General features: G+C 69.6%; 21 protein-coding genes and 4 pseudogenes. 8 read left to right on the forward strand and 17 right to left on the reverse strand.

Going from position 1 to position 23,799, the window contains the following annotated elements; translation table 11 throughout:
* Positions 1–100: 100 nt before the first annotated feature.
* Positions 101–430, forward strand: a pseudogene (locus tag BCY76_RS02785) (integrase core domain-containing protein); the annotation flags it as partial.
* A gap of 226 nt (positions 431–656) precedes the next feature.
* Here BCY76_RS02785 and BCY76_RS02790 read toward each other — a convergent pair.
* The 5 genes and pseudogenes from BCY76_RS02790 to BCY76_RS02810 form a co-directional block, all read right to left on the reverse strand.
* Entirely contained in the window at positions 657–1,382 is a 726-nt protein-coding gene (locus BCY76_RS02790) for a DedA family protein (protein WP_070161492.1), read from the reverse strand.
* A gap of 35 nt (positions 1,383–1,417) precedes the next feature.
* On the reverse strand, positions 1,418–2,773 hold the full coding sequence (locus BCY76_RS02795; protein WP_085437137.1) for a thymidine phosphorylase: 1,356 nt from the start codon (positions 2,771–2,773) through the stop codon (positions 1,418–1,420).
* Positions 2,774–2,832: 59 nt separating this feature from the next.
* Positions 2,833–3,339, reverse strand: a complete 507-nt coding sequence (locus BCY76_RS02800; protein WP_083277677.1) for a cytidine deaminase — start codon at positions 3,337–3,339, stop codon at positions 2,833–2,835.
* A 51-nt stretch (positions 3,340–3,390) separates the two neighbouring features.
* Positions 3,391–4,628: pseudogene (locus BCY76_RS02805) on the reverse strand (amidohydrolase).
* On the reverse strand, positions 4,618–5,697 hold the full coding sequence (locus BCY76_RS02810; protein WP_237089936.1) for a mannose-1-phosphate guanylyltransferase: 1,080 nt from the start codon (positions 5,695–5,697) through the stop codon (positions 4,618–4,620). The pseudogene BCY76_RS02805 and the gene BCY76_RS02810 overlap by 11 nt, the downstream one beginning before the upstream one ends.
* Positions 5,698–6,216: 519 nt before the next feature.
* On the opposite strand from BCY76_RS02810, the gene sdhC reads away from it, so the two are divergent.
* From sdhC to BCY76_RS02835, 5 genes are all read left to right on the forward strand, one after another.
* The gene (gene sdhC / locus BCY76_RS02815) at positions 6,217–6,597 is read left to right on the forward strand and encodes a succinate dehydrogenase, cytochrome b556 subunit (protein WP_139827581.1); all 381 of its coding nucleotides are present in this window, start codon (positions 6,217–6,219) and stop codon (positions 6,595–6,597) included.
* A gap of 3 nt (positions 6,598–6,600) precedes the next feature.
* A complete protein-coding gene (locus BCY76_RS02820) occupies positions 6,601–7,098 on the forward strand; it encodes a succinate dehydrogenase hydrophobic membrane anchor subunit (protein ID WP_070161499.1) in 498 nt (165 codons plus the stop codon).
* Between the two features lie 124 nt (positions 7,099–7,222).
* Positions 7,223–9,010 carry a succinate dehydrogenase flavoprotein subunit gene (gene sdhA, locus BCY76_RS02825; protein ID WP_070161501.1) on the forward strand — a complete coding sequence of 596 codons (1,788 nt, stop codon included), beginning with the start codon at positions 7,223–7,225 and terminating at the stop codon, positions 9,008–9,010.
* On the forward strand, positions 9,010–9,801 hold the full coding sequence (locus BCY76_RS02830) for a succinate dehydrogenase iron-sulfur subunit (protein ID WP_070161503.1): 792 nt from the start codon (positions 9,010–9,012) through the stop codon (positions 9,799–9,801). The genes sdhA and BCY76_RS02830 overlap by 1 nt, the downstream gene beginning before the upstream one ends.
* Before the next feature lie 191 nt (positions 9,802–9,992).
* Positions 9,993–11,153, forward strand: a complete 1,161-nt coding sequence (locus BCY76_RS02835; RefSeq protein WP_070161504.1) for a hypothetical protein — start codon at positions 9,993–9,995, stop codon at positions 11,151–11,153.
* A gap of 100 nt (positions 11,154–11,253) precedes the next feature.
* Here BCY76_RS02835 and BCY76_RS02840 read toward each other — a convergent pair whose 3' ends face one another.
* The 9 genes and pseudogenes from BCY76_RS02840 to BCY76_RS02880 all read right to left on the reverse strand — a co-directional run bounded on the left by BCY76_RS02840 (position 11,254) and on the right by BCY76_RS02880 (position 18,848).
* Positions 11,254–12,339 carry a YihY/virulence factor BrkB family protein gene (locus BCY76_RS02840; protein ID WP_070161506.1) on the reverse strand — a complete coding sequence of 362 codons (1,086 nt, stop codon included), beginning with the start codon at positions 12,337–12,339 and terminating at the stop codon, positions 11,254–11,256.
* A gap of 41 nt (positions 12,340–12,380) precedes the next feature.
* On the reverse strand, positions 12,381–13,424 hold the full coding sequence (trpS, locus tag BCY76_RS02845) for a tryptophan--tRNA ligase (protein WP_237089926.1): 1,044 nt from the start codon (positions 13,422–13,424) through the stop codon (positions 12,381–12,383).
* A gap of 60 nt (positions 13,425–13,484) precedes the next feature.
* Positions 13,485–13,955: an alpha/beta hydrolase family protein gene (locus tag BCY76_RS02850; RefSeq protein WP_085437139.1), complete on the reverse strand. Its 471-nt coding sequence runs from the start codon at positions 13,953–13,955 to the stop codon at positions 13,485–13,487.
* A 402-nt stretch (positions 13,956–14,357) separates the two neighbouring features.
* Positions 14,358–15,598: pseudogene (gene kynU / locus BCY76_RS02855) on the reverse strand (kynureninase).
* A gap of 107 nt (positions 15,599–15,705) precedes the next feature.
* Positions 15,706–16,590: a tryptophan 2,3-dioxygenase gene (locus tag BCY76_RS02860; RefSeq protein WP_070161512.1), complete on the reverse strand. Its 885-nt coding sequence runs from the start codon at positions 16,588–16,590 to the stop codon at positions 15,706–15,708.
* Positions 16,591–16,616: 26 nt separating this feature from the next.
* Positions 16,617–16,898 carry an Lrp/AsnC family transcriptional regulator gene (locus BCY76_RS02865; protein WP_070161514.1) on the reverse strand — a complete coding sequence of 94 codons (282 nt, stop codon included), beginning with the start codon at positions 16,896–16,898 and terminating at the stop codon, positions 16,617–16,619.
* Positions 16,899–16,947: 49 nt separating this feature from the next.
* Positions 16,948–17,769, reverse strand: a complete 822-nt coding sequence (locus tag BCY76_RS02870) for an exodeoxyribonuclease III (RefSeq protein ID WP_070161527.1) — start codon at positions 17,767–17,769, stop codon at positions 16,948–16,950.
* 58 nt (positions 17,770–17,827) lie between these two features.
* Positions 17,828–18,517: a hypothetical protein gene (locus tag BCY76_RS18470; RefSeq protein ID WP_201791065.1), complete on the reverse strand. Its 690-nt coding sequence runs from the start codon at positions 18,515–18,517 to the stop codon at positions 17,828–17,830.
* A gap of 43 nt (positions 18,518–18,560) precedes the next feature.
* Positions 18,561–18,848, reverse strand: coding sequence for a hypothetical protein (locus BCY76_RS02880; protein ID WP_070161518.1), 288 nt, complete (start codon positions 18,846–18,848; stop codon positions 18,561–18,563).
* A gap of 95 nt (positions 18,849–18,943) precedes the next feature.
* On the opposite strand from BCY76_RS02880, the gene BCY76_RS02885 reads away from it, so the two are divergent.
* Together BCY76_RS02885 and BCY76_RS02890 are read left to right on the forward strand one after the other, a co-directional pair.
* Positions 18,944–19,762 carry an MFS transporter gene (locus tag BCY76_RS02885; RefSeq protein WP_139827582.1) on the forward strand — a complete coding sequence of 273 codons (819 nt, stop codon included), beginning with the start codon at positions 18,944–18,946 and terminating at the stop codon, positions 19,760–19,762.
* On the forward strand, positions 19,696–20,457 hold the full coding sequence (locus BCY76_RS02890; protein WP_139827583.1) for an MFS transporter: 762 nt from the start codon (positions 19,696–19,698) through the stop codon (positions 20,455–20,457). The genes BCY76_RS02885 and BCY76_RS02890 overlap by 67 nt, the downstream gene beginning before the upstream one ends.
* A 9-nt stretch (positions 20,458–20,466) precedes the next feature.
* Here BCY76_RS02890 and BCY76_RS02895 read toward each other — a convergent pair whose 3' ends face one another.
* The 3 genes and pseudogenes from BCY76_RS02895 to BCY76_RS18475 form a co-directional block, all read right to left on the reverse strand.
* Positions 20,467–20,808: a hypothetical protein gene (locus BCY76_RS02895; protein ID WP_070158746.1), complete on the reverse strand. Its 342-nt coding sequence runs from the start codon at positions 20,806–20,808 to the stop codon at positions 20,467–20,469.
* A gap of 95 nt (positions 20,809–20,903) precedes the next feature.
* Positions 20,904–22,648: pseudogene (locus BCY76_RS02900) on the reverse strand (amidase).
* A gap of 16 nt (positions 22,649–22,664) precedes the next feature.
* Positions 22,665–23,792: an agmatine deiminase family protein gene (locus BCY76_RS18475; protein ID WP_070158744.1), complete on the reverse strand. Its 1,128-nt coding sequence runs from the start codon at positions 23,790–23,792 to the stop codon at positions 22,665–22,667.
* Positions 23,793–23,799 lie beyond the last annotated feature (7 nt).

A 23,799-nucleotide genomic window follows, 5' to 3' on the forward strand; every position in this document is an offset into this window, starting at 1 on the left:
GGCCGATCACTGCCCAGGTCTCGTCAGATATCTCTCTGCGTGCCACAAGGACAGACTCGCCGACGACCGACGCTCCACCCTTTAGCAACACGCCCTAGATGGGCTCGTGCATCATTCCGATCGCGGGAGTCAGTACGTGTCCATCCGCTACTCCGAACGCCTCGCCGAGGTCGGGATCACCGGTTCGGTCGGCACCGTCGGAGACAGCTATGACAACGCCCTCGCTGAGGCCGTGAACGGCCTCTACAAGGCCGAACTCATCCACGCTCGACCCGCCTGGCCTTCGACGACCGAGGTCGAGTTCCAGACCATGAACTGGGTCAACTGGTGGAACACGCAGCGCCTGCACGAAGCGCTCGACTATCGCACCCCAGCAGAGGCCGAGGCCGCCTACTATCAATCACACGAGCCCGCCCGGGCACCCGCATAAAGACCGGAACAGAACCCAGGGCGGTTCATCCTCTGCCGCACCGAAGATCGTGATGCACTGCGACACGTTGACGTCGTAGAAGACCAACGCCCGTTCCCTCCCGTTCAGGACTCGACCAGTACGTGAGCAGACCAGTCCCCCCTGGCCTGCTGCTCACCCCGAACAGCTCACACCGACATGACCGTGTCCGTCAAACCGACCCACCGTCAGCGCTCGGAGAGCCCGGTCACCCCTCGTCGTCGTGCTCCCGATGGTGTCGCCGCAGCCGGATCGGCCGCTCCACCTCGATGACACCGGTGTCCTGATAGCCCTCCGGGTCGATGTGCACACCCTTGCGATCGAGCCAGACGGACAGCAGGCGGAAGAGCCGGTCGCAGAGCAGACCCAGCAGCACCGCCACCCCGATGCCCACCAGCATCGCCAGCAGCTGGCTGCCCAGCAGCTCGGTGCCCACTGCACCCAGCACGATGAGCCAGCTCGCCCAGACGAGGGAGGCGACCGCGTCGATCAGCAGGAACCGTCGCTTGGAGTACCGAGTGGACCCGGCCACGAAATTGATCGCCACCCGCGCGCCCGGGATGAAGCGACCCACGAAGATCAGCAGCACTCCCCGTTTGTCCAGCTCATGGCGGGACCAGGTCAGGGTCCGCTGCATCGCCGGGCGACGCAGCCATGCCCACCGATCGGTGCCGATCCGTCGGCCCAACAGGTAGGCCACGAAGTCACCCAGCACGGCGGCGCCTGCTGCCACCAGGATCACCCACAGCCACCAGGGCGTCCCCGGCTGGTCCTGGACCGAGCCGAGTGTGATGATCAGCGAATCCGACGGCAGCGGCGGGAAGACCCCATTGATGAAGACGAAGCCCCCGAGGCCCAGAAGGGTCCACCAGCCGGAGGCCACCTCGATGACCAGCGCGTTGAAGAACTCGCTCCACTCCTGGAAACGCGTCATCGGGGTCCCCTCAGCAGCGCCGCGGCCGGTGCCGCTTAGAGGTCCTCGGCGCTGATGCGGTCCAGCACCAGGTCCCCGAGCTCCACCGGACCACCCTCCGCATCGACGTCGACCGCTCCCTGCAGCGCCTCCTCGGCACGGGCCATCCGCGATTCCTCATCGGTGAGCAGCGTGAACAGCGGCTGGCCCTCCTGGACCACCTCACCGGGCTTGACGTGCATACGCACCCCAGCTCCGGCCTGCACGGCGTCCTCCTTGCGGGCGCGCCCCGCCCCCAGACGCCAGGCGGCCAGGCCCACCGCCATCGCATCCATCCGGGTCACCGTCCCGGAGACCCCTGCGGTCACCGTGTGCTGATGCGCCGCAGTCGGCAGGTCCGCGTCCGGATCGCCGCCCTGGGCGGCGATCATCCGCCGCCAGGTGTCCATGGCCCGTCCGTCCTGCAGCGCCTCCGCAGGGTCCGCATCCGGAACCCCGGCGGCGGTGAGCATCTCCTGCGCCAGTGCCACGGTCAGCTCCACGACGTCGGACGGTCCGCCCCCGGCGAGCACCTCCACCGACTCCTGAACTTCGATGGCATTGCCGGCAGTCAGTCCCAGAGGGGTCTCCATGGCCGTGATCAGGGCGGTGGTCGCCACTCCGGCGTCGGTGCCCAGGGCGACCATGGTGCGGGCCAGTTCCTCGGCGTCCTCGCGGGACTTCATGAAGGCACCGGAGCCGACCTTCACGTCCAGCACGAGCGCATCGGTGCCCTCGGCGATCTTCTTGGACATGATGGAACTGGCGATCAGCGGGATCGCCTCCACGGTGCCGGTGACGTCCCGCAAGGCATAGAGCTTCTTGTCCGCCGGTGCCAGCCCGGCTCCGGCCGCGCAGATCACCGCGCCGACGTCGTCCAGCTGGGCGAGCATCTCCTCATTGCTCAGCGACGCCCGCCAGCCGGGGATGGCCTCCAGCTTGTCCAGCGTGCCGCCGGTGTGGCCCAGGCCGCGGCCGGAGAGCTGCGGCACCGGCACCCCGAAGCTCGCTACCAGCGGAGCCAGCGGCAGGGTGATCTTGTCCCCTACCCCGCCGGTGGAGTGCTTGTCCGCCGTGCGGCGGCGGGCGCCGTCGGCAGTGGTCAGCGAGGAGAAGTCCATCCGCTCCCCCGAGGCGATCATCGCCCGGGTCCACGAGGAGATCTCGTCCCGGCCCATGCCGCGCAGCAGGATCGCCATGGCCATGGCCGACATCTGCTCATCGGCCACCCGGCCGGCGGTGTAGGCGGCGATCACCCAGTCGATCTCCGCCGAGGAGAGCACCCCGCCGTCGCGCTTGGTGCGGATCAGGTCGACGACGTCGAAGGCCTGCGGGTCGAAGCCGGTCGGTGCGGAGGCGACGTCAGAGGTCATGGGGAGGTGTCCTCTCGAGTGGACGGTGTCGTGGATCGGACAGGGCGGCGCGGGAGGGCTCAGTCCTCGAGGTCCCGCGGGCCGAAGGCCTGCGGCAGAAGGTCCTGCAGCGTGGTCACGCCGTCCGCGGTCCGGATGAACAGCGTCTCGGCGGCGAACTCATGGAGCAGCTGACGGCACCTGCCGCACGGGGTGATCGGCTCGCCGTCGCCATTGACGCAGGTGAACGCCACCAGACGGCCGCCTCCGGACATCTGCAGCTGGCCCACCATGGTGCATTCCGCACACAGCGTCAGCCCGTAGGAGGCGTTCTCCACATTGCAGCCGGAGACGATGCTGCCGGTGTCCAGCAGCCCCGCCGCTCCCACCGGGTACTTCGAGTACGGCACATAGGCCTTGGTCATGGCGATCCGCGCCTGGGTGTGCAATGCATCCCAGTCCACGGAGCCCCCGCCGGGGGCCAGCCGGAGGCTGCCGGTGAAGTCCAGATCCTCATGCTCCGCGGAAGGGCCGCCGGCCGGATCTGTCGAGCGCTCGGCGGAGTCGCGGGGGTGATCGACGTTCATGGGGTCATCCTACGGGTGGTACGGACAGGGAGTGGACCGGGGCGGGTGGCGTCATGAGGTCCTGCCGAAGGCTCCGGACGGCCCGGCGGCCAGGCAGCGCAGCGCCGTGGCGACCATGACCTTGGTGCCGACCGCCAGCGCCCGCTCGTCCGGGGCGTAGTCTCCGCGGTGGAGGTCGAAGTCCTCCCCGCCGGGGGTGCGGGTTCCCAGCCGGAACATCGCTCCGGGCCGTTCCTGGGTCATCCAGGCGAAGTCCTCTCCGCCCATGGACTGCGGGGCCAGTTCGACGGCGTCGGCGCCCAGCATGGCCCGTCCGCACTCCTCCAGCAGCATGGTCTCCGCCTCGGCGTTGTTCACCGGCGGCACGCCCCGGACATGCTCCAGGGCGACGTCCACGCCGAAGGGTGCCGCGCATTGGCCGATGATCTCCTCCAGCAGCTCTCCGGCACCGCGCCAGGCCTCGGCGTCGAGGACCCGCATGGTGCCCACCAGCGTGCCGGTCGACGGGATGGCGTTGTGCGCGCTGCCGGCCTGGATCTGGCCCCAGACCAGGGAGACCGCTGAGCGGACGTCCACCCGGCGGGACAGCACGCTGGGGGCGGTGGTGGCGATGTGCGCCAGGGCGGAAACCACGTCCTCGGTCAGGTGTGGCCGGGAGGTGTGTCCGCCGCGGCCGGTGACCTCGATGCGCACCACGTCGGCCGCCGACGTGATCGCACCGATGCGGGTGCCGATGGTCTCCACGTCGATGCGCGGGTCCGCGTGCAGCGCGAAGACCCGCGCACCGGCTCCAGCACGCCGCGACGGATCACCTCCAGCGCGCCGCCGGGCATGGTCTCCTCCGCCGGTTGGAAGATGATCCGCACGCTGCCGCCCAACCCATGGGGCCGCTCGTCGTGCAGCCGCTGCAGGCTCAGTGCCAGCCCCAGCATGACGGTGGTGTGGATGTCATGGCCGCAGGCGTGGGCGACGTCGGGGTGCTGCGAGGCGTAGTCCAGGTCCGTCAGCTCGGTGACCGGCAGCGCGTCGATGTCCCCGCGGAATCCGGCGACCAGCGGCCCGTCGCCGACGTCGACGAACAGCCCGGTGGTCTCCGGCAGCATCTGCGGCTCCAGTCCGACCTCCCGCAGCCAGGCGGCGATCCGGTTCGTGGTCTCCACCTCCTGCCAGGAGAGCTCCGGATGGGAGTGGATCTCCCGGCGCATGGCCAGCAGCCGGGGCTCCAGGTCCTCGACGACGGCGGCCGCCCCGTGGAGCGCCTCATCGGTGGTGACAGGGCTAGAGGACATCGGAGTCTCCCTTCTCACGCAGCGCCTCCACCGCCTGCTTGACGGACTGGGCGTGATCGGTGGTGGTCACCAGCAGGGCGTCCTCGGTGTCCACCACCACGATGTCCTGGACGCCGATGAGCGCGACGACCCGCTGGGTGTCGGAGACCACCACGCCGCTGGACTGGTCCGAATAGACGCGTGCTTTCTCTCCCAGCACGGTCATCTCATCCTGCTCATGCGCGGGGTTCAGTCGGGCGATGGCGGCAAAGTCGCCGACGTCGTCCCAGGTGAAGTCCCCGGGGATGACGGCCACGTCCCCGGCGTCGGCGGCCGGCTCCGCCACGGCATAGTCGATGGCGGTCTTCGGCAACGACGGCCAGATCCGCTGCATGACCTCGTCCTGCCGCGATGTGCCCCAGGCCTCGGCGATCTCCACCAGACCGGCGTGCAGCTGCGGCTCGGCGGCCCGCAGATGCTGCAGCAGCAGCCCCACCGGGGCCACGAACATTCCCGCGTTCCACAGGTAGTCGCCGTCGGCCACGTACTGGGCGGCCCGCGCCTCCCCCGGCTTCTCCACGAACTCGGCCACCTGACGAGCGCTCGGCGCGTGGTCCACCTCGAGCCGCTCCCCGCGGCGGATGTAGCCGAAGGCGGTGGAGGGATGGGTGGGGGTGATCCCGATGGTCACGATCTTGCCGGTGGCCGCCGTGGCGACGGCCTCCCGGACGGCCGCCTGGAAGGCGTCCACCGGGGCGATGACCTGGTCGGCGGCGAAGGACCCCATGATGATGTCCGGACTGCGCCGGTGCAGGATCGCCGCGGCCAGTCCGATTGCGGCCGCAGAGTCCTTCGGCGAGGGCTCGAGGACCAGATCGTCCTCGTCCACCTCGGGCAGCTGGGCGCGCACCGCGTCCCGGTGCTGCTCACCGGTGACCACCACCACGCGTTCGCCGGTCAGCGGAGCCAGCCGCTCGTAGGTGCCCCGGATCAGGGTGGTGCCGGAGCCCGTGAGGTCATGCAGGAACTTCGGCGCGTTCGCGCGCGAGAGCGGCCACAGCCGGGTGCCCACTCCTCCGGCGGGGATCACGGTGTAGAAGCGCTCGAAGCTGACGGGGGGCGCAGCAGAGGCCGCGACGACGTCGTGGTCCCCGGCGTGCCGGGCCTCGGCCCCGGCCAGAGAGGCATCATGTGCGAAAGTCACTCCCCCAGGGTAGACGTGTCCGGCGACATCGGCCCGTTCCGGCGCTGCGGGTCCTCTCCCGCCCGGAGCGACGTGAGCCTCCCTCTCGGGCCCGCATCCCTTCCTGTGGCCGCTCTCGCGCCCCCGGGAAAGTCGAATTTCTACGTCACGTAGAAATATTGGCGGTCCGTCCTGTGGCGAAGGTCATGATTCATCTCCTCCCGGGCGGAAGGTCTACGATGATCCGCGCAACATTGCGTCCAGGAATGTGCCGACGCCCGCGTCACCGGCGACGGTGGCTTACCCTGGTACGTAGATCGCACTCGCACAGGCGTCACACACATCCGCTCCGCCAACTGCGATCAGATGCGCACCCAAGGAAGGGCGGGCGGAACGCCATGCGACGATGCAGGGAGGTTTACACACGTGACGCAATCCAAAGGCACCCTGTACAGGGGCCGAGAAGGCATGTGGTCCTGGGTCGGCCACAGGATCACCGGCGTCGGCATCTTCTTCTTCCTCCTGGTCCACGTGCTCGACACTTCGCTCGTGCGCGTGTCTCCGGAGGCCTACGATGCCGTCATCGGCGCCTATAAGAACCCCATCATGATCATGGGCGAGATCGGCCTGGTCGGCGCGATCGTCTTCCACGCCTTCAACGGTCTGCGGATCATCCTGGTGGACTTCTGGAAGAAGGGCACGCGCTACCACAAGCAGATGCTCTGGGGCGTGCTCGCCCTCTGGATCGTGACGATGGTCGCCTTCAGCGCCCGTCACCTGATGCTCTTCCTGGAAGGGTGGAACTGATCGATGACCGCCACCAACTCTGAAGCAGTCCTCCCGGCACAGGGCATCGAGGCCCCCCGCTCGGGACGAGTGGACCCCAAGTACCTGCGCAGCAAGACGACCTCCGGCAGCTTCGAGATGGCCGCCTGGGTCTTCATGCGCGTCTCCGGCATCGCCCTGGTGGTGCTCATCTTCGTGCACCTGTGGGTGAACCTCATGGTGGGTGACGGCATCCACCAGGTCGACTTCGGCTTCGTCGCCGGCAAGTGGGCCAACCCGGTCTGGCAGTTCTGGGACCTGACCATGCTCTGGCTGGCCATGCTGCACGGCACCAACGGCATGCGCACCATCATCAACGACTACGCCGAGAAGGACTCGACCCGCCTGTGGCTGAAGTCGATCCTCTACATCGGCAGCACGGTGATCATCATCCTGGGCACCATGGTGATCTTCACCTTCGAGCCGTGCCTGCTGGACAGCACCACCGGCGAGCCGCTGCCGCGGGCGGTCTGCCCGAACTGATCGACGAGCGCCCCTCCCCGCCGGGCTGACCCCGGGCTCCGCCCAGGGCACGACGACGGCGGGGAGCGCGGGCCCCGTCCGAGACGCCTCCACCACTTCCGACCGAAGAGAGACACCCAAGCTGATGCAGGTTCACAAGTATGACGTCGTCATCGTCGGCGCCGGCGGCGCGGGGATGCGCGCCGCCATCGAATCCGGCCAGCGCGCCCACACCGCCGTGCTGACGAAGCTCTATCCGACCCGCTCCCACACCGGCGCCGCCCAGGGCGGCATGTGCGCCGCCCTCGCGAACGTCGAGGAGGACAACTGGGAGTGGCACACCTTCGACACCGTCAAGGGCGGTGACTACCTGGTCGACCAGGACGCGGCCGAGGTCATGGCCAAGGAGGCCATCGACGCCGTCCTCGACCTGGAGAAGATGGGGCTGCCCTTCAACCGCACCCCCGAGGGCAAGATCGACCAGCGTCGCTTCGGCGGCCACACGCGCGACCACGGCAAGGCCGCCGTGCGCCGCGCCTGCTATGCGGCCGACCGCACCGGCCACATGATCCTGCAGACGCTCTACCAGAACTGCGTCAAGCACAACGTGGAGTTCCACAACGAGTACTACGTGCTGGACCTGCTCACCGTGGAGGAGGACGCCACCCGCGAGGACGGCACCCCCTACAAGCAGAAGCGCGTCGCCGGCGTCGTCTCCTACGACCTCGCCAACGGTGAGATCCACGTCTTCCAGGCCAAGTCCGTGGTGTTCGCCACCGGCGGGTTGGGCAAGATCTTCAAGACCACCTCCAACGCGCACACGCTGACCGGGGACGGCATGGCCATCGCCTACCGCGCCGGCATCCCGCTGGAGGACATGGAGTTCGTGCAGTTCCACCCGACCGGACTGGCCGGGCTGGGCATTCTGCTCTCCGAGGCGGCCCGCGGTGAGGGCGGCATCCTGCGCAACTCCGAGGGTGAACGCTTCATGGAGCGCTACGCCCCCACCATCAAGGACCTGGCCCCGCGTGACATCGTCGCCCGGTCCATGGCCAACGAGGTGCGGGAGGGGCGCGGCTGCGGCCCGAACAAGGACTACGTGCTGCTGGACCTGACCCACCTGGAGCCGGCGCACATCGACGCCAAGCTGCCGGACATCACCGAGTTCGCCCGCACCTACCTCGGTGTGGAGCCGTACACGGAGCCGGTTCCGGTGTTCCCCACCTGCCACTACGCCATGGGCGGCGTGCCCACCACGGTGACCTCCGAGGTGCTGCAGGACAACGACACCACCGTCCCCGGCCTCTACGCCGCCGGCGAGGTCGCCTGCGTCTCCGTCCACGGGTCCAACCGTCTGGGCACCAACTCCCTGCTGGACATCAACGTGTTCGGCAAGCGCGCCGGCATCGCCGCCGCCGAGTACGCCTCCACCGCCGAGTTCGTGGAGCTGCCGGAGAACCCGACCGCCCGCACCGAGGAGATGCTCGCCACGGTCCGCAACGGCAACGGCGGAGAGCGGGTGGCCGCCATCCGTGCCGAGCTCCAGGAGACCATGGACGCCAACATGCAGGTGTTCCGTTCCGAGGAGACCATCAAGGAGGCCCTCGGCGTCATCGAGAACCTGCGGGAGCGTTACCAGCAGGTGCAGATCCAGGACAAGGGCCGCCGGTTCAACCTCGACCTGCTCGAGGCCGTGGAGCTCGGCTTCCTGCTGGACATGGCCGAGGTCATGACCGTGGCCGCGCTGCACCGGCAGGAGTCCCGCGGAGGTCACTACCGCGAGGACTTCCCCGACCGCGACGACGAGAACTTCATGCTGCACTCGATGCTCTACCAGGACCCCGAGGCGGAGACCGAGGGCACGAAGGGCATCCGCTTCGAGACCAAGCCGGTCGTCTTCACCCGCTACGAGCCGATGGAGCGTAAGTACTGATGAGCACCCCCACCCAAGACGTCGCAGAGCCTGCCTCCAAGGTCGATCTCGCCCAGAGCTCGGGCGGAGGCGGGGAGATCCCCAGCTTCGACATCACCCTGAAGGTGCGCCGCTACGATCCCGAGTTCTCGGATGAGGCCCGTTGGGACGAGTGGACCCTGACCATGTACGGCACGGACCGTGTGCTGGACGCCCTGCACAAGGTCAAGTGGGAGATCGACGGCTCGCTGACGTTCCGTCGTTCCTGCGCCCACGGCATCTGCGGCTCCGACGCCATGCGCATCAACGGCCGCAACCGCCTGGCCTGCAAGACCCTGCTGAAGGACCTCGACACCTCCAAGCCGATCACGGTGGAGCCGATCAAGGGCCTCCCGGTGGAGAAGGACCTGATCGTGGACATGGAGCCGTTCTTCCAGTCCTACCGGGAGATCATGCCGTTCCTGGTCAACAACTCCCCCGCCCCGACGGCGGAACGGCTGCAGTCCCCGGAGGACCGCGAGCGGTTCGACGACACCACCAAGTGCATCCTGTGCGCGGCCTGCACGTCCTCCTGCCCGGTGTTCTGGACCGACGGCCAGTACTTCGGCCCCGCGGCGATCGTGAACGCCCACCGCTTCATCTTCGACTCCCGCGACGACGCCGGCGACATGCGCCTGGAGGTCCTCAACGACAAGGAGGGCGTGTGGCGCTGCCGCACCACCTTCAACTGCTCGGACGCCTGCCCGCGCGGGATCGAGGTCACCAAGGCCATCCAGGAGGTCAAGACGGCCATCCTGACCCGGGCCATGTGACCGGCTGACCTACGTTCCCAGGCACCAGGAGGGGCTCGCCGCATGATGCGGCGGGCCCCTCCTGGCGTCTGCACTTTCTGCGTCTGCACCCTCTGCGTCTGCTCCTTCGCCGCCCCTCCCCCCAGCGGCCGGTGCCCCGGACCTGTGGATAACGTGGGCGGCATCAGGCCGATGTGCGGCAGAGTGCTTCCATGGAGATCCCCTCCCGGCCCCAGATCCCCCTGCACCTCGCCCGGCCCACCCCTGACGGTCTGCACACCGGCACCGACCTCAGCTACGGAGTGCGGACGGGCGACATGCTCAGGCTGCGACGCGGCGTCTACGTCCCCGCGCAGGAATGGCTCGACGCCGCACCGTGGGAAAGACCCGTCCTGATGATCGCAGCCACGGCCCTGGCCGACCCTGAGACGGTCTTCTGCCGCACCAGCGCCCTGCTTCTGCACGGCATCCCGCTGCTGCATCCTCCTCAGCGCATCCACGTGCGGACGATGCGCAGGAGTTCGGTGCGCATCACACGGCAGACGCCGATGACGGGCCGGCTCTCCGCTGACGCCGTTCTGGCCAAGCACCGCCATCCTCCGGCACGGGCAGCGATTCTGCAGGGCATGCCCACGCAGCGCCATGAGCCGATGATTCCACCTGACCAGCACCGCTCTGCCATGCGGTCGCAGGCCCAGCAGGACAGGCGATCTGCCGAAAAGCTGCTCCTCCCCCAGCAGATGCTCCCGCCCACGGCGCTGAGAATCTGCCAGGGCCCTGCCGCCGGGTACCGAGCTGAGCCTCTGGAACTCGCCGCGGTGGACACAGCGACCAGGGTGCCCGCCGCGGACGCCGTCGTCATCCTCGATGCCGTGCTCGCCCGGCTCATGGCGCAAGGTACGGCGGAAGATGAGGCGCGGCGTCTGCTTCTCGCGTGGAAGGACCACGTCAGCTCACGACGCCGGCGCGCTCTGCTGCAGAAGCGTCTCGCGTTCACCGACCCGCGGGCCGAATCTCCGGGAGAATCATGGTCGCGCGTGAGGATCCATGAGCTGGGGTTCGTCACGCCGGAGCTTCAGACCCGAGTGGCGCTGGAGACGGGACACGCCCGACTGGACTTCGAATGGCGTGACGCCGGCGTCGTCGGAGAGTTCGACGGCCGGATCAAGTACTTCAGCCAGCAGGATCAGACGGGACGGAGCGCGGCCCTGGCCGTCTATGAAGAGAAGATCCGCGAGGACGGGATCCGCCGCACCGGCCGCACGGTGGTGCGATGGGGATGGGAGGACCTGCGACGCCCCACCACGCTCGGCACGCGTCTGTGTGCCGCCGGCGTCCCGCGGCTGCCGTCCTCACAGATCGTCTCTCTATGAGAAATCGCCCGTCCATACAGGCACGATCTCTCATAGAGGGACGATCTTTCGCTCGGCGTCGTGCTGGACGGCGCACAACGGGCGAGCCGGGCGGCACTGGTCAGTCCTTCGCGGTACGGTCGGCGGCGACGACGGCGCCCCACGCGGCCGCCAGCAGGTACACCAGACTGAACACGTAGAAGTAGAAGAACAGCCCCAGCACCGTGGTGAACGGCAGCAGCAGCTCATTGGCGGTGGCCCCGGAGATCAGCTGCGTGGAGAGCTGCCGCAGCAACGAGGACCCCAGCCCGGCGATGATCGCGGCCTGCCACAGCGCAGAGACGGGGATGACGATCCGGGAGGCCACCCGCATCAGCAGCACCGCCACGAGCACGTCCAGCACGAAGGACACTCCGATGGTGGTCAGACGCGTCAGCGGCCCGTCCAGCGCCTCCCACCCCAGGATGCCGAGGGTGGCGTCCAGGAACACCGTCGTCAGCAGGTTCGCCGCCGTCGTGCTGGCCAGCACCGCGCCGAGCACCAGCATGATCAGGAAGTCCCGGGACTTCACCACCCAGATGTACTCGGCCATCAGCGGCCGGTCGAAGATGCTGCGGATCCCGGAGCGCAGGCCGTGGATCCAACTCAGCGAGGCGACCACCATGACGGTCAGCGAGACCACCAGGGCTGCGTTGAATCCGGCGGTGTCGAAGAGCGTCTCCGGCCGCGCCAGCCCACCGTCGCCGGTGTCGATCACCCCGGGCACCGCGGTCTCCACCGCCTCCACGATGAAGGACTGCATCTCCTCGTCCCCGCCGATCACCAGACCCGCCACGGAGAAGACCGCCACCAGCATGGCGGCCACGGAGAAGAACATCATGTAGGCGGCGCCGGCGGCCATCACCGTGCCGTAGTGGAAGAAGAACAGATTGATCGCCCGGACCGGCCGGAACCGCGCCCACCGCGCCAGTCCCCACTCCACCAGGGCCATCCCTACGGCCAGGGTCCCCCGGGCGTCGCGGCGGGCGCGGCCGAACGCCATTCGGGCGCGCAGCTCCTCCTGCTTCAGCGCCGCGGCATCGATCGGGTCCGGCCGGGCGCGGACCTCCGTGCGATCGTCGATCTTCTCGATCCTGGAGCGCGCAGACTGCAGCAGGGCGTTGTGGTGGGAGTTCCGTGGGCGGAGGCGGGAAGGGTTCGTGGTCATCTCAGGCCTACCTCCCGCGTCACCGTCGACACTGCCTCGGCTCACGCCCCGGATGCGGGCAGGAAGCCGACCTTCTCATAGATGTCGGCCAGCAGCGGTGAGGCGATGCCGCGTGCCTTCTCCGCACCGCGGGCGAGCAGGGCGTCGAGCTCGTCGGTGTCCTCCAGCAGCTCCAGGGCCCGGTCACGGATCGGTCCCAGCGTCGCCACCACGGCGTCGGCCAGATCCACCTTCAGGTGGCCGTACATCTTCCCCTGGTACTCCTCGACAAGCTCGTCGATGCTCTTTCCGGAGACCGAGGAGTAGATGCTCAGCAGATTGGAGATCCCGGGCTTGGCATCCCGGTCGAAGCGGATCTCGGTGCCGTCGTCGGTGACCGCGGACTTGATCTTCTTGGCGATCTTCTTGTCCGTGTCCATGATGTTGAGCAGCCCGTTCGGTGAGGAGGCGGACTTGCTCATCTTGGTGGTGGGGTCCTGCAGGTCGTAGATGCGGGCCCCGACCTCGGGGATGAAGGGTTCCGGGACCCGGAAGGTCTCTCCGAACCGGTGGTTGAACCGCTGGGCCAGGTTGCGTGCCAGCTCCACGTGCTGCTTCTGGTCGTCACCCACCGGCACGCCGTCGGGCTGGTAGAGCAGGATATCGGCGGCCATGAGCATCGGGTAGGTCAGCAGACCCACTCCGGCGGAGTCCGCCCCCTGTTTGGCGGACTTGTCCTTGAACTGGGTCATCCGGGAGGCTTCGCCCATTCCGGTGAGGCAGGTCAGCACCCAGGCCAGCTGGGCGTGCTCCGGCATATGGGACTGCACGAACAGCGTGGAGCGCTCCACGTCGATCCCGCCGGCCAGGAACTGGGCGGCGGTCATTCGGGTGCGATGCCGCAGCTCCGCCGGGTCGTGGGGGACGGTGATGCCGTGCAGGTCCGGGATGAAGAAGAAGGCGTCATAGTCTTCCTGCATCTTCACCCAGTTGACCAGTGCGCCCACGTAGTTCCCCAGGTGCAGGGAGTCTCCGGAGGGCTGCATCCCGGAGAGCACTCGGTGCTCGTCGGAGATGCCCACCAGCTGCGCACTCTGCTCGGCCATGTTCTCCCTCATCGATCGTGCCAGGAGTCCCTGGCGTGGTGTGTCGCTGCCTCCGTCAGATTACCAGCGCGTCGGGTGCCGCGAGGGCGGACCGCGCCTCAGCCCGCCAGCCAGTCCCGCACGCCGGCGAAGTACGGCGACGCCGGGTCGATGACGTCGAAGTGGCAGGCGCCGTCGAGTTCGGTGCGCGGGCAGCGGCATGTCTCGGGAGAATCCGATGTCCACGGTGGCGTCATCGGTGCCGTGGATGATCCGCGCGTCGAATCCGTCCGGCAGCAGCGCGGCCCGCGAGCGCGGATCCTCCCAGCGGTACGCCTCAGGCGCCTCGTCCGGGAGCGCACCCATGTAGTCGAGCACCGCACCCTCGGCGAGCCCACCGCGCGCCTCACGGATGAGGTCGGTGATGGGCGCCAGCGCCCGCACCCGGGCCTGCGGCAGGTCCGCCCCGTGGTGGGTGGCCCAGGCCAGGGCCAGACACCCTCCGGCCGAATGCCCGACGATCAGCGGGGCGGCGGCCCCCTCGGGACGCATCCCGAGCTCCTGCCACAGCCGGACACAGTGCGCCACCGCAGTGCTGACGTCGCCAGCGTGCGCGGATGCCCGCCGTCTCCGCCGGCCCGCCGGTACTCCAGCAGGGCCACGACGCGCCCCCTCGCCCGGACGCGTCTCCCCCGGCGAGCGCGGCGGCCAGAGGGCGCGCGTGGGTGAGGTCGACACGCTGACGGAAGTACCCGCCGTGGATCAGGATGATCCCCTGTTCGGCGGTGGCCGGGTCGCCGTAGAGCTCCAGGTGCTGATCGGGCCGGTCCCCGTAGGTGTGGCGCGTCCCGGCGGCGATCCCGCGGGCCAGCAGGGAGGCCAGCTGGGCGGACTCCCGCTGCGCCGGCGTCGTACCGTCATGTCCCGCGCCGACCCTGCGCGTGCCGGCGCGGCTCATGCCGACCCTGCGCCGTCGCGAACCTCCACCAGGCTGTCCCGGATGGCGCGGATGCCGACCTCCACCTCCGCGAAGCTGGTGGACAGCGGGGACAGGCCCAGCCGGAGCCCGTGCGGAGGCCGGAAGTCGGGGATCACGCCCTGGGACCAGAGCCCCGGCAGCACGGCGGCGAAGTCCTCGTGGTCCACGGTGACGTGGGACCCGCGCCGCTGCGGATCCCGTGGGGAGGAGAGACGCACGCCCAGCGGTGTCAGCAGCTCGTCCACCAGCTCCTCGGCGAAGCCGTCAGCGCCACCGACTTCTCCCGCACCGCCTCCATCCCGGCCTGCTCGATGAGGTCCAGCATCCCCTCCATGGCGAGCATGCCGGTCACCGGCGGGGTGCCGCTGATGAACCCCCGGATGCCCGGGTGCGGGGCATACTCCGGCCCCATGGCGAACGGGTCTGCCGCGCCCATCCAGCCCTGGACCGGCTGCCGCAGGCGGCCCAGGTGACGGCGAGCCACATAGCCGAAGGCCGGGGAGCCCGGGCCGCCGTTGAGGTACTTATAGGTGCAGCCCACCGCCAGGTCCACCTCATGGGCGTCCAAGGTGATCGGCACCGACCCGACCGAATGGCACAGGTCCCACAGCACCAGCGCGCCGTGCCGGTGCGCCGCGGCGGTGATGCCCGGAAGATCCGCCAGATGCCCGGAGCGGTACTCCACGTGGCTGAGCACGACGACGGCGGTCCGCTCCCCCAGCAGCGCCTCGACGTCTGCCAGGGCCACGCCCTCCACCGGGTCGGTGTCGATCCAGCGCAGCGTCATGCCGCGTTCGGCCGCGATGCCCTCCAGCAGATACCGGTCGGTGGGGAAGTTACCGGTGTCCAGGATGATCTCATGACGGCCGGCCGCGGCCTGGGCGTCGACGGCGGCGCGCAGCAGCTTGTACAGGATGACGGTGGTGGAGTCCCCGACGAAGGTCTGCCCCTCGGCGGCTCCCAGGGTGAGCCGGGCGATCCGGTCCCCGAGGCGCAGCGGCAGCTCCATCCAGGACTCGTCCCAGGCGCGGATCAGCCGAGCGCCCCATTCCTCGACGGCGAAGCGGCCCAGTCGCTCGGCCGCCGTCCTGGTGGGCCGCCCGAGGGAGTTGCCGTCCAGGTAGGAGCGGACCTGCTCGTCCAGGACGAACTCGTCCCGGAGGTGGGCCAACGGATCGGCGGCGACGAGCGCGGCGGCCACGGTCGACGAGGGCACGGTCGACGGCGGCGCGGTCGACGGCGGCCGGCGCTGCGGCTGGTGCGTGCTGCCGGGCGTGGTGCTGGGCAGGCTGCTGGGCGTCCATGGGCATCTCCTCGGTGACCTCAGCGTCCGATCTCGGAGCGGACGGCGAACAGCTCAGGGAAGAAGGTCAGCTCCAGTGCCTTCTGCAGGAACGCGACCCCGCTGGAGCCGCCGGTGCCGGGTTTTCCGCCGATGATCCGCATCACGGTGCGCAGGTGGCGGAACCGCCAGGTCTGGAAGTTCTCCTCCAGGTCCACCAGCTCCTCGCAGCTCTCATAGATCAGCCAGTGCTGCTCGCGATCCTCGTAGATGCCGCGGAAGAGCTCCGTGAGGCCGTCGTGGGCGGTGTGGGCCCGTGAGACGTCCCGGGCCAGCAGCTCCTGGGGCACCGGGTGCCCCAGGCGGGCCAGATGGCGGATGAACTCGTCATAGATGCTGGGCTGCTCCAACAGCTCGGCCAGCTGACGCTGTGCCTCGGGCTCGGCGTCGAAGACCTTCAGCATGCCGGCGTTCTTGTTGCCGAGCAGGAACTCCACGGCCCGGTACTGCCAGGACTGGAATCCCGAGGAGCTGCCCAGGAAGTCGCGGAACTCCGCGTACTCGCTGGGAGTGAGCGTGGCCAGCACCGACCACTGCTCGGTCAGCGTCCGCTGGATGTGCTTGACCCGGGCGATGCACTTCAGCGCGGGCTGCAGCTGATCGGCCGCGATCAGGTCCCGGGCGGCGCGCAGCTCATGGATGACCAGCTTCAGCCACAGCTCGGTGGTCTGGTGCTGGATGATGAACAGCAGCTCGTCATGGTGCTCGGGCTCGCTGACCGGATGCTGGGCGGAGAGCAGCCGCTCCAGCCCCAGATAGGACCCGTAGGTCATGCGGTCCCGCAGGTCGGTGTGGATCCCGGCCTCAAGCTCACGTTCGTTGTGCTCGGCCGTCTCACTGGGTCGGGCCGTCGACGACTCTGTCATGGCGCCTCTCTGCCCCGGACCGGGACTCAGTCGTCCAGCCCGAGGGCGAATCCGGCCTCGAGGTCCTGATCGGAGTACGTGCGGAACGCCAGCAGGGTCTCGGTGTCCCGGATCCCGGAGACCTTGGAGATGCGGTCCGGGATCAGTTCGGCGAGCTCGTCGAAGCTGGGGCCCTTGACCATCGCGACCAGGTCCCAGGGTCCGGTGACCGAATAGACGGCCTGGACGCCGTCGATGTCGGCGATCTGCTGGCCGGCCTCCGGGATGCCCTGGGGGTCGGTCTTGATCATCACGAAGGCTGTGACCATCGCATGCTCCTCATCGAGTTCTCGTGATCAGTGGGGTGGCCCGCTCAGCCTACGGGAGGCGGTAGTCCACCACGAGGGGCGCATGGTCGGACCAGCGCAGCGAATAGTCCAGCGCCCGGTCCACGGCGGACTTCTCGGCCGTCTCCGCGAGTGCGGGGGTCGCCATCTGGTAGTCGATGCGCCAGCCGGTGTCGTTGTCGAAGGCCTTCCCGCGGTAGGACCACCAGGTGTAGGGCCCCTCCACGGGACCGGCCAGGGTGCGGGCGACGTCGACGTATCCGCCCTCGTCGCCGAAGTAGCCGTCGAAGTACGCCCGTTCCTCCGGCAGGAAGCCCGAGTTCTTCACGTTGCCCTTCCAGTTCTTGATGTCGAGCTCGGTGTGCCCGACGTTGAGGTCCCCGACCACCAGCACGTGGTCCTTGGTGCGGGCCAGCTGCGGCAGGTGGTGACGCATGTACTCCAGGAACCGCATCTTGTGCTCCTGCTTCACGGAGCCGACCTCGCCCGAATGCACGTAGACGCTGACCACGGTCAGCGTGCTGCCGTCTCCGAGGGCGAAGTCCGCCTCCACCCACCGGCCCTGGTCCTCCGGGTGGCCGTCGCCGATGCCGCTGCGGACCTCGGTGGGCTCGGTGCGGGAGACGATGGCGACGCCGGCCCGCCCCTTCTGTGCGGCCTCCTCCTCGTGGACGTGCCATGCCACGCCTGTGGGCTCGGTCATCTCTCCGATGAGCTTGGTGACGATGGACTCGTCGGCACGGACCTCCTGCAGGGCGAGGATGTCGACGTCGCGGGAGGCCAGCCACTCCCCCATCCCCTTGCGGTGGGCGGCGCGGATGCCGTTGACGTTCACCGACGCCACGCGGGTCAGGCCCTCGGGCTTGGGGTCGACGACGCGATGCGGGAACTCGCCGAAGGGGGTGGTCTCGTCAGGCACGGAGGATCCTCTCGTCTGTCAGCTCAGTCTGGTGTGCACCGGCGCCGCGGCCCGCGACGCCGGCTCCGGCCGGTGCCGCGCAGTCGACGACTTCGCCGCTGATGGGCCGATCGTCATCGCGCGGGCGGTCGTCACGCTGCTCCCGCCCGCGGCGCTGCTCCTCACCGCCGCGGCCGACGTGCTCGGCGAGCATGTCACGACCGTTGGTCGCGGTCATCTCGATGGTGTCCAGGGCACGCTCGACCATCTCCAGGTCGGCCTCCTCGCCCTTGGCGAGCTCCTGTCCGATGACCCTGCGCTGGACCTGCACGATCTTGAAGGAGTGGTCCAGCTTCATATTGCGGGTGTGGGCGTCCTCGTCCACGACGGCGGTTCCGCCTGCGTCCTGGCTGTGGCGCGCGGCGGCGTCGGCCCGCGCCGAGTCGAGCGTCTGGCTCATCTTCTGCGCCCCTCGGCGCACCGAGGTCACCAGGATCGCGGCGAGGATCAGCCAGCCGGCGGAGATGGCGACGATGATCCACCCGATCACGTCGTTCTGGTTGGCGGCGAACACCAGCGCCACCAGCAGCACCGTGATCATCACGGCGAAGGTGATGCCGGAGGATCGGCGCCCGAAGCTGCGGAGGGCGTCGTCGGCACGACGGCCCGTGGACCCGGATTCGAGAGGAGGCTGCGAACTCATGGTCCCGATTATCTCCGAGACCGGGGTGGGACGGCGAATCGCGTCAGCGGGTCGGCCAGGTCAGATGGTGCTCCCAGCCGTGCCTCGGGAGCGCCTGCATGGGATCGCGGTGGAGACCCTCGTCGTCCACCGGCTCAGAGAGCCTGATGTCGACGTGCTCCTCATGCTGCGAGTAGGTGTACTGGTCCACTGTGAAGGTGAACCCCTCCTCCCCGCGGATCAGGTGCTGCCCGGTGTAGCCCTCGACGTCGTTGTCGTGGTGCTCCTCCTGTTTGATCAGCAGCCCGCGTGGGACCTCCAGGATCAACGTGGCTCTCAGCATCTCCCTCACCCCTGTTCCTTCACCGCCGACGGCTGTGCCGGTGAGTGTAGGCCCGGGGTCACACCCGGGGGAAGATCTCCCGAGTCAGCACGGTTGGGCAGAGTGTGACCTCAGCCTCCCCCACACCCGACGACGCCGGCTCAGCCGCCCCGGACGGCGCGCCGCCTGATCCCCCGGCCCGTCGGGTGATGGTGGCGCTGCTGACTCCGCTGTTCGCCGCGCTGATGAGCATCAGCATCGTCAACGTGGCGCTGCCGGCGATCGAATCAGGGCTGGGCGCCGGGTCCTCGGATCTGCAGTGGGTCCTGTCCGGCTACGCCCTGGCCTTCGGGGTGGTGCTGGTGCCTGCGGGCCGGGCCGGCGACCTGTGGGGCCGCCGCCGCTTCTTCCTGCTGGGCGTGGCGGTGTTCGGGCTGGCCTCCCTGATGTCCGCCCTGGCGCCCACCCCGATGGTGCTCAACATCGCCCGCGTGCTCATGGGAGTCGGGGCGGGGCTGCTGACCCCACAGATCATCGGCATGATCCAGCAGCTGTTCCGTGGGTCGGCCCGCGGCCGGGCCTACGGGCTGATGAGCACCGTCATCGGCGTGGCCGTGGCGGCCGGACCGGCGATCGGCGGGCTGATCATCGACGTCGTCGGTGACGACCTGGGCTGGCGGACGACGTTCCTGATCAATGTGCCGCTGACCCTGCTGGCCTTCGTGCTCGCCTTCCTGTGGCTCCCGCGCACCGGTGGAGGGGCCGTCACCGGCACCACCAGCAGCACCGGCACCCGCACCGGCAGCGGCGGCCGCCGAGGCCTGGCCGCGCTGGATCCGCTGGGCGTGGCGCTGCTCTCCGCGGCGTGGTGCTGGTCATGCTGCCGTTCATCCAGTTCCGCTCCGGAACCGGAGCGTTCCTCGGCGCCGCTGGTCTGGCGCTGATGACCGTCTGGGCGTTCTGGGAGCGCCGCCTGGGACGGCTCGACGCCGAGGCGCCCATGGTGGACCTGGCCCTGTTCACCCGTCCCAGCTACACCCTCAACACCCTGGTGCTGTCCCTGTACTTCCTCGGAATGCCGGCTGTGTGGGCGGTCGTCGCGGTCTATGTGCAGCAGGGGCTGGGCCATGGGGCGCTGGTGGCCGGCGTCGTGACCCTGCCCTCGGCGGTGATGGTCATGCTGCTCTCCACCGCGGTGGGGCGCCGCGTGGAGACCTCGGGCCCTCGGATGCTGGTGGTCGGCACGGTGATCGCCGTGCTCTCCATGCTCGCCCTGGCCGGGGCCACCGCATTGATGGGCGCCGGCTCCGGGTCCCTGTGGCTGGTGGGAGCCGCCCTGGCGCTCAACGGGCTCTCCCAGGCGCTGATCATCCCCAGCGCGCAGACCCTGTCCATGCAGGATGTGCCGGCGCGCATGGCAGGCGCGGCCGGCGGCGTCGCGCAGACCTCCCAGAGGCTGTTCACGGCGGTCGGCATCGCTCTGGTCACCGGGGTCTACTTCAGCATCGCGGCAGCCGTGGACCACCATGCCGCCGTGCTGGTGGCCTCCCTGGCGATCGCCGCATGCATGCTCAGCGCCGTGCTCGCCGCAGTGCTGGCGGCCCGCCGGGCGCGACGGGCCCCGGCGGCCGCCTCGTGAGGGGCCCGGTCAGCGCAGGCGCGTGACCTGGGTGAGGTCCTTGTCGAGCACGTACTTCGGCCGGCCGGAGAAGATCCGAGCCCGTTCCTCGGACTCCTCCCACTCCTTCTCGGCGGCCGCGAACTCCTCGGCAGTGCCGAAGCGGCTGACATACCAGGTCAGCTCGGTGCTGTCCGCGGCGAGCCACACCGACTCGACGGTGAAGCCGCGCTCCTCCCGGGCGGGGAAGACCTCGTCGCGCAGGAACGCGACGAACTCCTGCGCCAGCTCCGGGTCCAGCCTGTAGCGGCGCATCCAGGTGGTGCGCCGGGTCTCCTCGGCGCCGACGGTGGTCTCAGGAAGCTCGGTCATGTCTCTCCTCGCAAGGACGGGGCGTCTGGCGGGCCGGAGCAGGTCAGCCCCGACTCGCGGCGGGCCGGCTCCGCTGACCCGCCGGCGCCTCCATCCTACGAAGCATCCAGCCGCGGCGTCCGCGGCGGCTCGGTGCGGCGGCGCCCGGTGGCCTCGAGGGCCGCGGCGATCTGCAGCAGCCTGACGTCGTCGTGGGCGCGCCCGGCGAAGGTCAGCCCCACCGGCATCCCGGTGTCGGCCATGGTGCCCATCGGCACGGTGACGGTCGGCACCCCCAGGTGCCGCCAGACCAGGTTCCCGTTGGCCACCCAGACGCCGTTGCGCCACGCGAGCTCCGCCGAGTCTGGGTTGACGTCCGCATCCGCAGGTCCGACGTCGGCCACCGCGGGGAAAGCGATGACGTCCAGGCCCAGCCGGTCCATCCAGGCCTCCAGATCGACCTCCCGGGTGCGCACCAGACCACGCAGGCCCTCCTGAAGGTGCGGGATCTGATGCATCGACAGCTCGGGGGTGTCCCGGATGAACTGCGGGTAGGCGGCGATGTCGTCGTCGAAGCCGTGGTACCGGTCCTCCAGGGCGCCCTCCGGGTGCGGGAAGATCTGCGTCCCGTCCACCGCCGCGAGGCTGGACAGCCCGGGGTCCCCGTTGGCGTTCAGGAAGTCCTCCCACCCCCAGGCGGAGAGGTCGAGGATCTCTCGGTCCAGATACTCGGAGCTGACCAGCCCTCGGGTGCGGATCGTCGGGGCCCCTGGGCGGTCTCCCTCGTAGTTGGTGACCACCGGCAGGTCCGTGATGCGTACGTCGGCCCCGTGGCGCTCCATGTCCGCGCGCGCCTGCTCCCAGAGGTCGAGCACACTGGGCCGCGGGGTAATCGGCCGCCCGGTGGAGCCGCCGATGCCCGTGACCCCTTCGGGGGACGGCTCAGCGGTCCCGGCCGAGGCGTCCAGGCCCAAGTACAGGGCGGGCGCCCCGATCCGCAGCCCCGCGAGCAGCCGCGCGGCCTCCGCGGGATCGGCCGGACGCAGGTCCGTGAAGCTCTCCGGACGCACAGCAGAGGTCTTCGGGATCTCCACCCACGGCTGCACCCGCCAGAAGTCGCCCCGGGTCTCGGCGTCGTCGACCATGATGACGTCGAGCACCTCCAGCATGTCCTCCATGCTGCGGGTGTGCGGCACCACCACGTCCATGGTGGGCACCAGCGGCCAGTTCCCCCGGATCGAGATCATCCCCCAGGACGGGGTGTAGGCGCACAGGGCGTTGTTCGACGCCGGCGCGCGCCCGGAGGACCAGGTCTCCTCCGCCAGGCCGAAGGCCGCGAAGCTGGCCGCCGTCGCCGTGCCGGATCCGTTGGAGGAGCCGGAGGCGAAGGCGGAGGTGAGGTGCTCGGCGCTGTACGGGCTCTCGGCCCGGCCGCGCAGACCTCGCTGCATGCCGCCGTTGGCCATCGGAGGCATGGTGGTCAGGCCCAGCAGGACCGCCCCTGAGGCTCGCAGCCGCTCCACGGTGAAGGAGTCCCGCTGGGCGACGAGCTCCGCGAAGGCCGGCGAGCCGGCCGAGACGGTCAGCCCGGCGGCCTGGTAGCTCTCCTTGGCGGTGTAGGGGATGCCGTCGAGCGGACCCAGGAGCTCGCCGCGGGCACGGCGGGCGTCCGAGGCGCGGGCCTCGGCGAGTGCCTGCTCGTTGCGCACCACCACGGCGTTGAGCCGCGGCCCTGTTGGTCGTAGGCCTCGATGCGCGCCAGGTGGGCGCCCACCAGCTCCTCACTGGTGGTCTCGCCGCGCTCCAGAGCCGCGCGCATCTGCGGGATCGCGGCCTCCACGACGTCGAATGCTGCCGTCATCGCTGATCTGTTCCTTTCACGCGTGAGGGGTCGCCTGCGCCCGGCCGGGTGCTTCCGGGCGGAGGCGCGGCCGCGGCTGCTGCTGGGTGATGCAGTGGATGCCGCCCCCGAAGCAGAGGATGTCCCGGGCGTCCACCAGCTGGATCCGGTGGTCCGGGTAGGCCCGGGCCAGGATCTCGGCGGCCTGCGCGTCGTGGGGGTCGTCGTAGCCGCACAGCACCACCAGGCCGTCGGCCACGTAGTGGTTGATGTAGGTCCAGTCCACGAACTCTTCGTCGGCGTCCACGATGGTGCGCGGGGCCGGGACGTCGATGATCTCGAACGGGTTCCCCTCCGCGTCGCGCGCCGCCTCCAGGACCTCGCGCAGCCGGCGGGTGACCGCGTGGTCCGGGTGCCGGGGGTCGTCCTGCCGGTGCAGCAGCACGCTGCCGGACGGGGTGAAGCAGGCGAACATGTCCACATGACCGCGGGTGCCGAACTCCTCGTAGTCCCGGGTGAGACCACGGGGGAACCAGACGGCGTGGCGGGTGCCCAGCTTCGCGTGCAGCTCCGCCTCGATCTGCTCCCTGCTCAGCCCGGGGTTCCGCCCCGGATCCTGCTGGACGGTCTCGGTGAGCAGCACGGTGCCGCGGCCGTCCACGTGGAAGGCCCCGCCTTCGTTGACCAGCGGGCTGCCGATCCGTTCGGCGCCGGCGGGACCGGCCATCTCCACTCCGACCTTGGCGTCCCGCTCATGGGGGGCCCAGGGCTGGTCGCCCCAGCCGTTGAAGATCCAGTCCACTCCGGCGACGGCGCCCGAGGCGGTGTGGACGAAGGTCAGCCCGATGTCACGCATCCAGGCGTCGTCGAGGGCGATGGTGACGATCTCGGCGACCTCGCCGAGCGCTTCCCGGGCGGCCTGCTCGTCCGCCGGGTCGGCCACCACGGTGACCGGTTCGACGGCGGCGATGGTACGCGCCACCTGGGACCAGGCCCGCCGGGCGCGTGCCAGCGACTGCGAGCCGTGCGGACCGAAGGTCTCGTTGGCCGGGGGGAAGGCCATCCAGGTGCGCTCATGCGGCGCCCACTCGGGCGGCATCACGGTCGTCTCCGTCGTGGCGCCGACCGGCTGCGCCGTCGTCGGCTGTGAGATGGGGGTGTCCATGTCTCTC

It is taken from the genome of Nesterenkonia sp. PF2B19, assembly GCF_001758425.2.
In the GTDB taxonomy this organism is placed as follows: Bacteria; Actinomycetota; Actinomycetes; order Actinomycetales; family Micrococcaceae; genus Nesterenkonia; species Nesterenkonia aethiopica.

What these genes read in the sequence shown, in the direction of transcription:
- BCY76_RS02790 (WP_070161492.1), bottom strand. Translation starts at nt 1,382, where the DNA reads ATGACGCGTTTCCAGGAGTGGAGCGAGTTCTTCAACGCGCTGGTCATC.
- BCY76_RS02795 (WP_085437137.1), bottom strand. Translation starts at nt 2,773, where the DNA reads ATGACCTCTGACGTCGCCTCCGCACCGACCGGCTTCGACCCGCAGGCC.
- BCY76_RS02800 (WP_083277677.1), bottom strand. Translation starts at nt 3,339, where the DNA reads ATGAACGTCGATCACCCCCGCGACTCCGCCGAGCGCTCGACAGATCCG.
- BCY76_RS02820 (WP_070161499.1), top strand. Translation starts at nt 6,601, where the DNA reads ATGACCGCCACCAACTCTGAAGCAGTCCTCCCGGCACAGGGCATCGAG.
- sdhA (WP_070161501.1), top strand. Translation starts at nt 7,223, where the DNA reads ATGCAGGTTCACAAGTATGACGTCGTCATCGTCGGCGCCGGCGGCGCG.
- BCY76_RS02830 (WP_070161503.1), top strand. Translation starts at nt 9,010, where the DNA reads ATGAGCACCCCCACCCAAGACGTCGCAGAGCCTGCCTCCAAGGTCGAT.
- BCY76_RS02835 (WP_070161504.1), top strand. Translation starts at nt 9,993, where the DNA reads ATGGAGATCCCCTCCCGGCCCCAGATCCCCCTGCACCTCGCCCGGCCC.
- BCY76_RS02840 (WP_070161506.1), bottom strand. Translation starts at nt 12,339, where the DNA reads ATGACCACGAACCCTTCCCGCCTCCGCCCACGGAACTCCCACCACAAC.
- trpS (WP_237089926.1), bottom strand. Translation starts at nt 13,424, where the DNA reads ATGGCCGAGCAGAGTGCGCAGCTGGTGGGCATCTCCGACGAGCACCGA.
- BCY76_RS02850 (WP_085437139.1), bottom strand. Translation starts at nt 13,955, where the DNA reads ATGCGTCCCGAGGGGGCCGCCGCCCCGCTGATCGTCGGGCATTCGGCC.
- BCY76_RS02860 (WP_070161512.1), bottom strand. Translation starts at nt 16,590, where the DNA reads ATGACAGAGTCGTCGACGGCCCGACCCAGTGAGACGGCCGAGCACAAC.
- BCY76_RS02865 (WP_070161514.1), bottom strand. Translation starts at nt 16,898, where the DNA reads ATGGTCACAGCCTTCGTGATGATCAAGACCGACCCCCAGGGCATCCCG.
- BCY76_RS18470 (WP_201791065.1), bottom strand. Translation starts at nt 18,517, where the DNA reads ATGAGTTCGCAGCCTCCTCTCGAATCCGGGTCCACGGGCCGTCGTGCC.
- BCY76_RS02890 (WP_139827583.1), top strand. Translation starts at nt 19,696, where the DNA reads ATGCTGCCGTTCATCCAGTTCCGCTCCGGAACCGGAGCGTTCCTCGGC.
- BCY76_RS02895 (WP_070158746.1), bottom strand. Translation starts at nt 20,808, where the DNA reads ATGACCGAGCTTCCTGAGACCACCGTCGGCGCCGAGGAGACCCGGCGC.
- BCY76_RS18475 (WP_070158744.1), bottom strand. Translation starts at nt 23,792, where the DNA reads ATGGACACCCCCATCTCACAGCCGACGACGGCGCAGCCGGTCGGCGCC.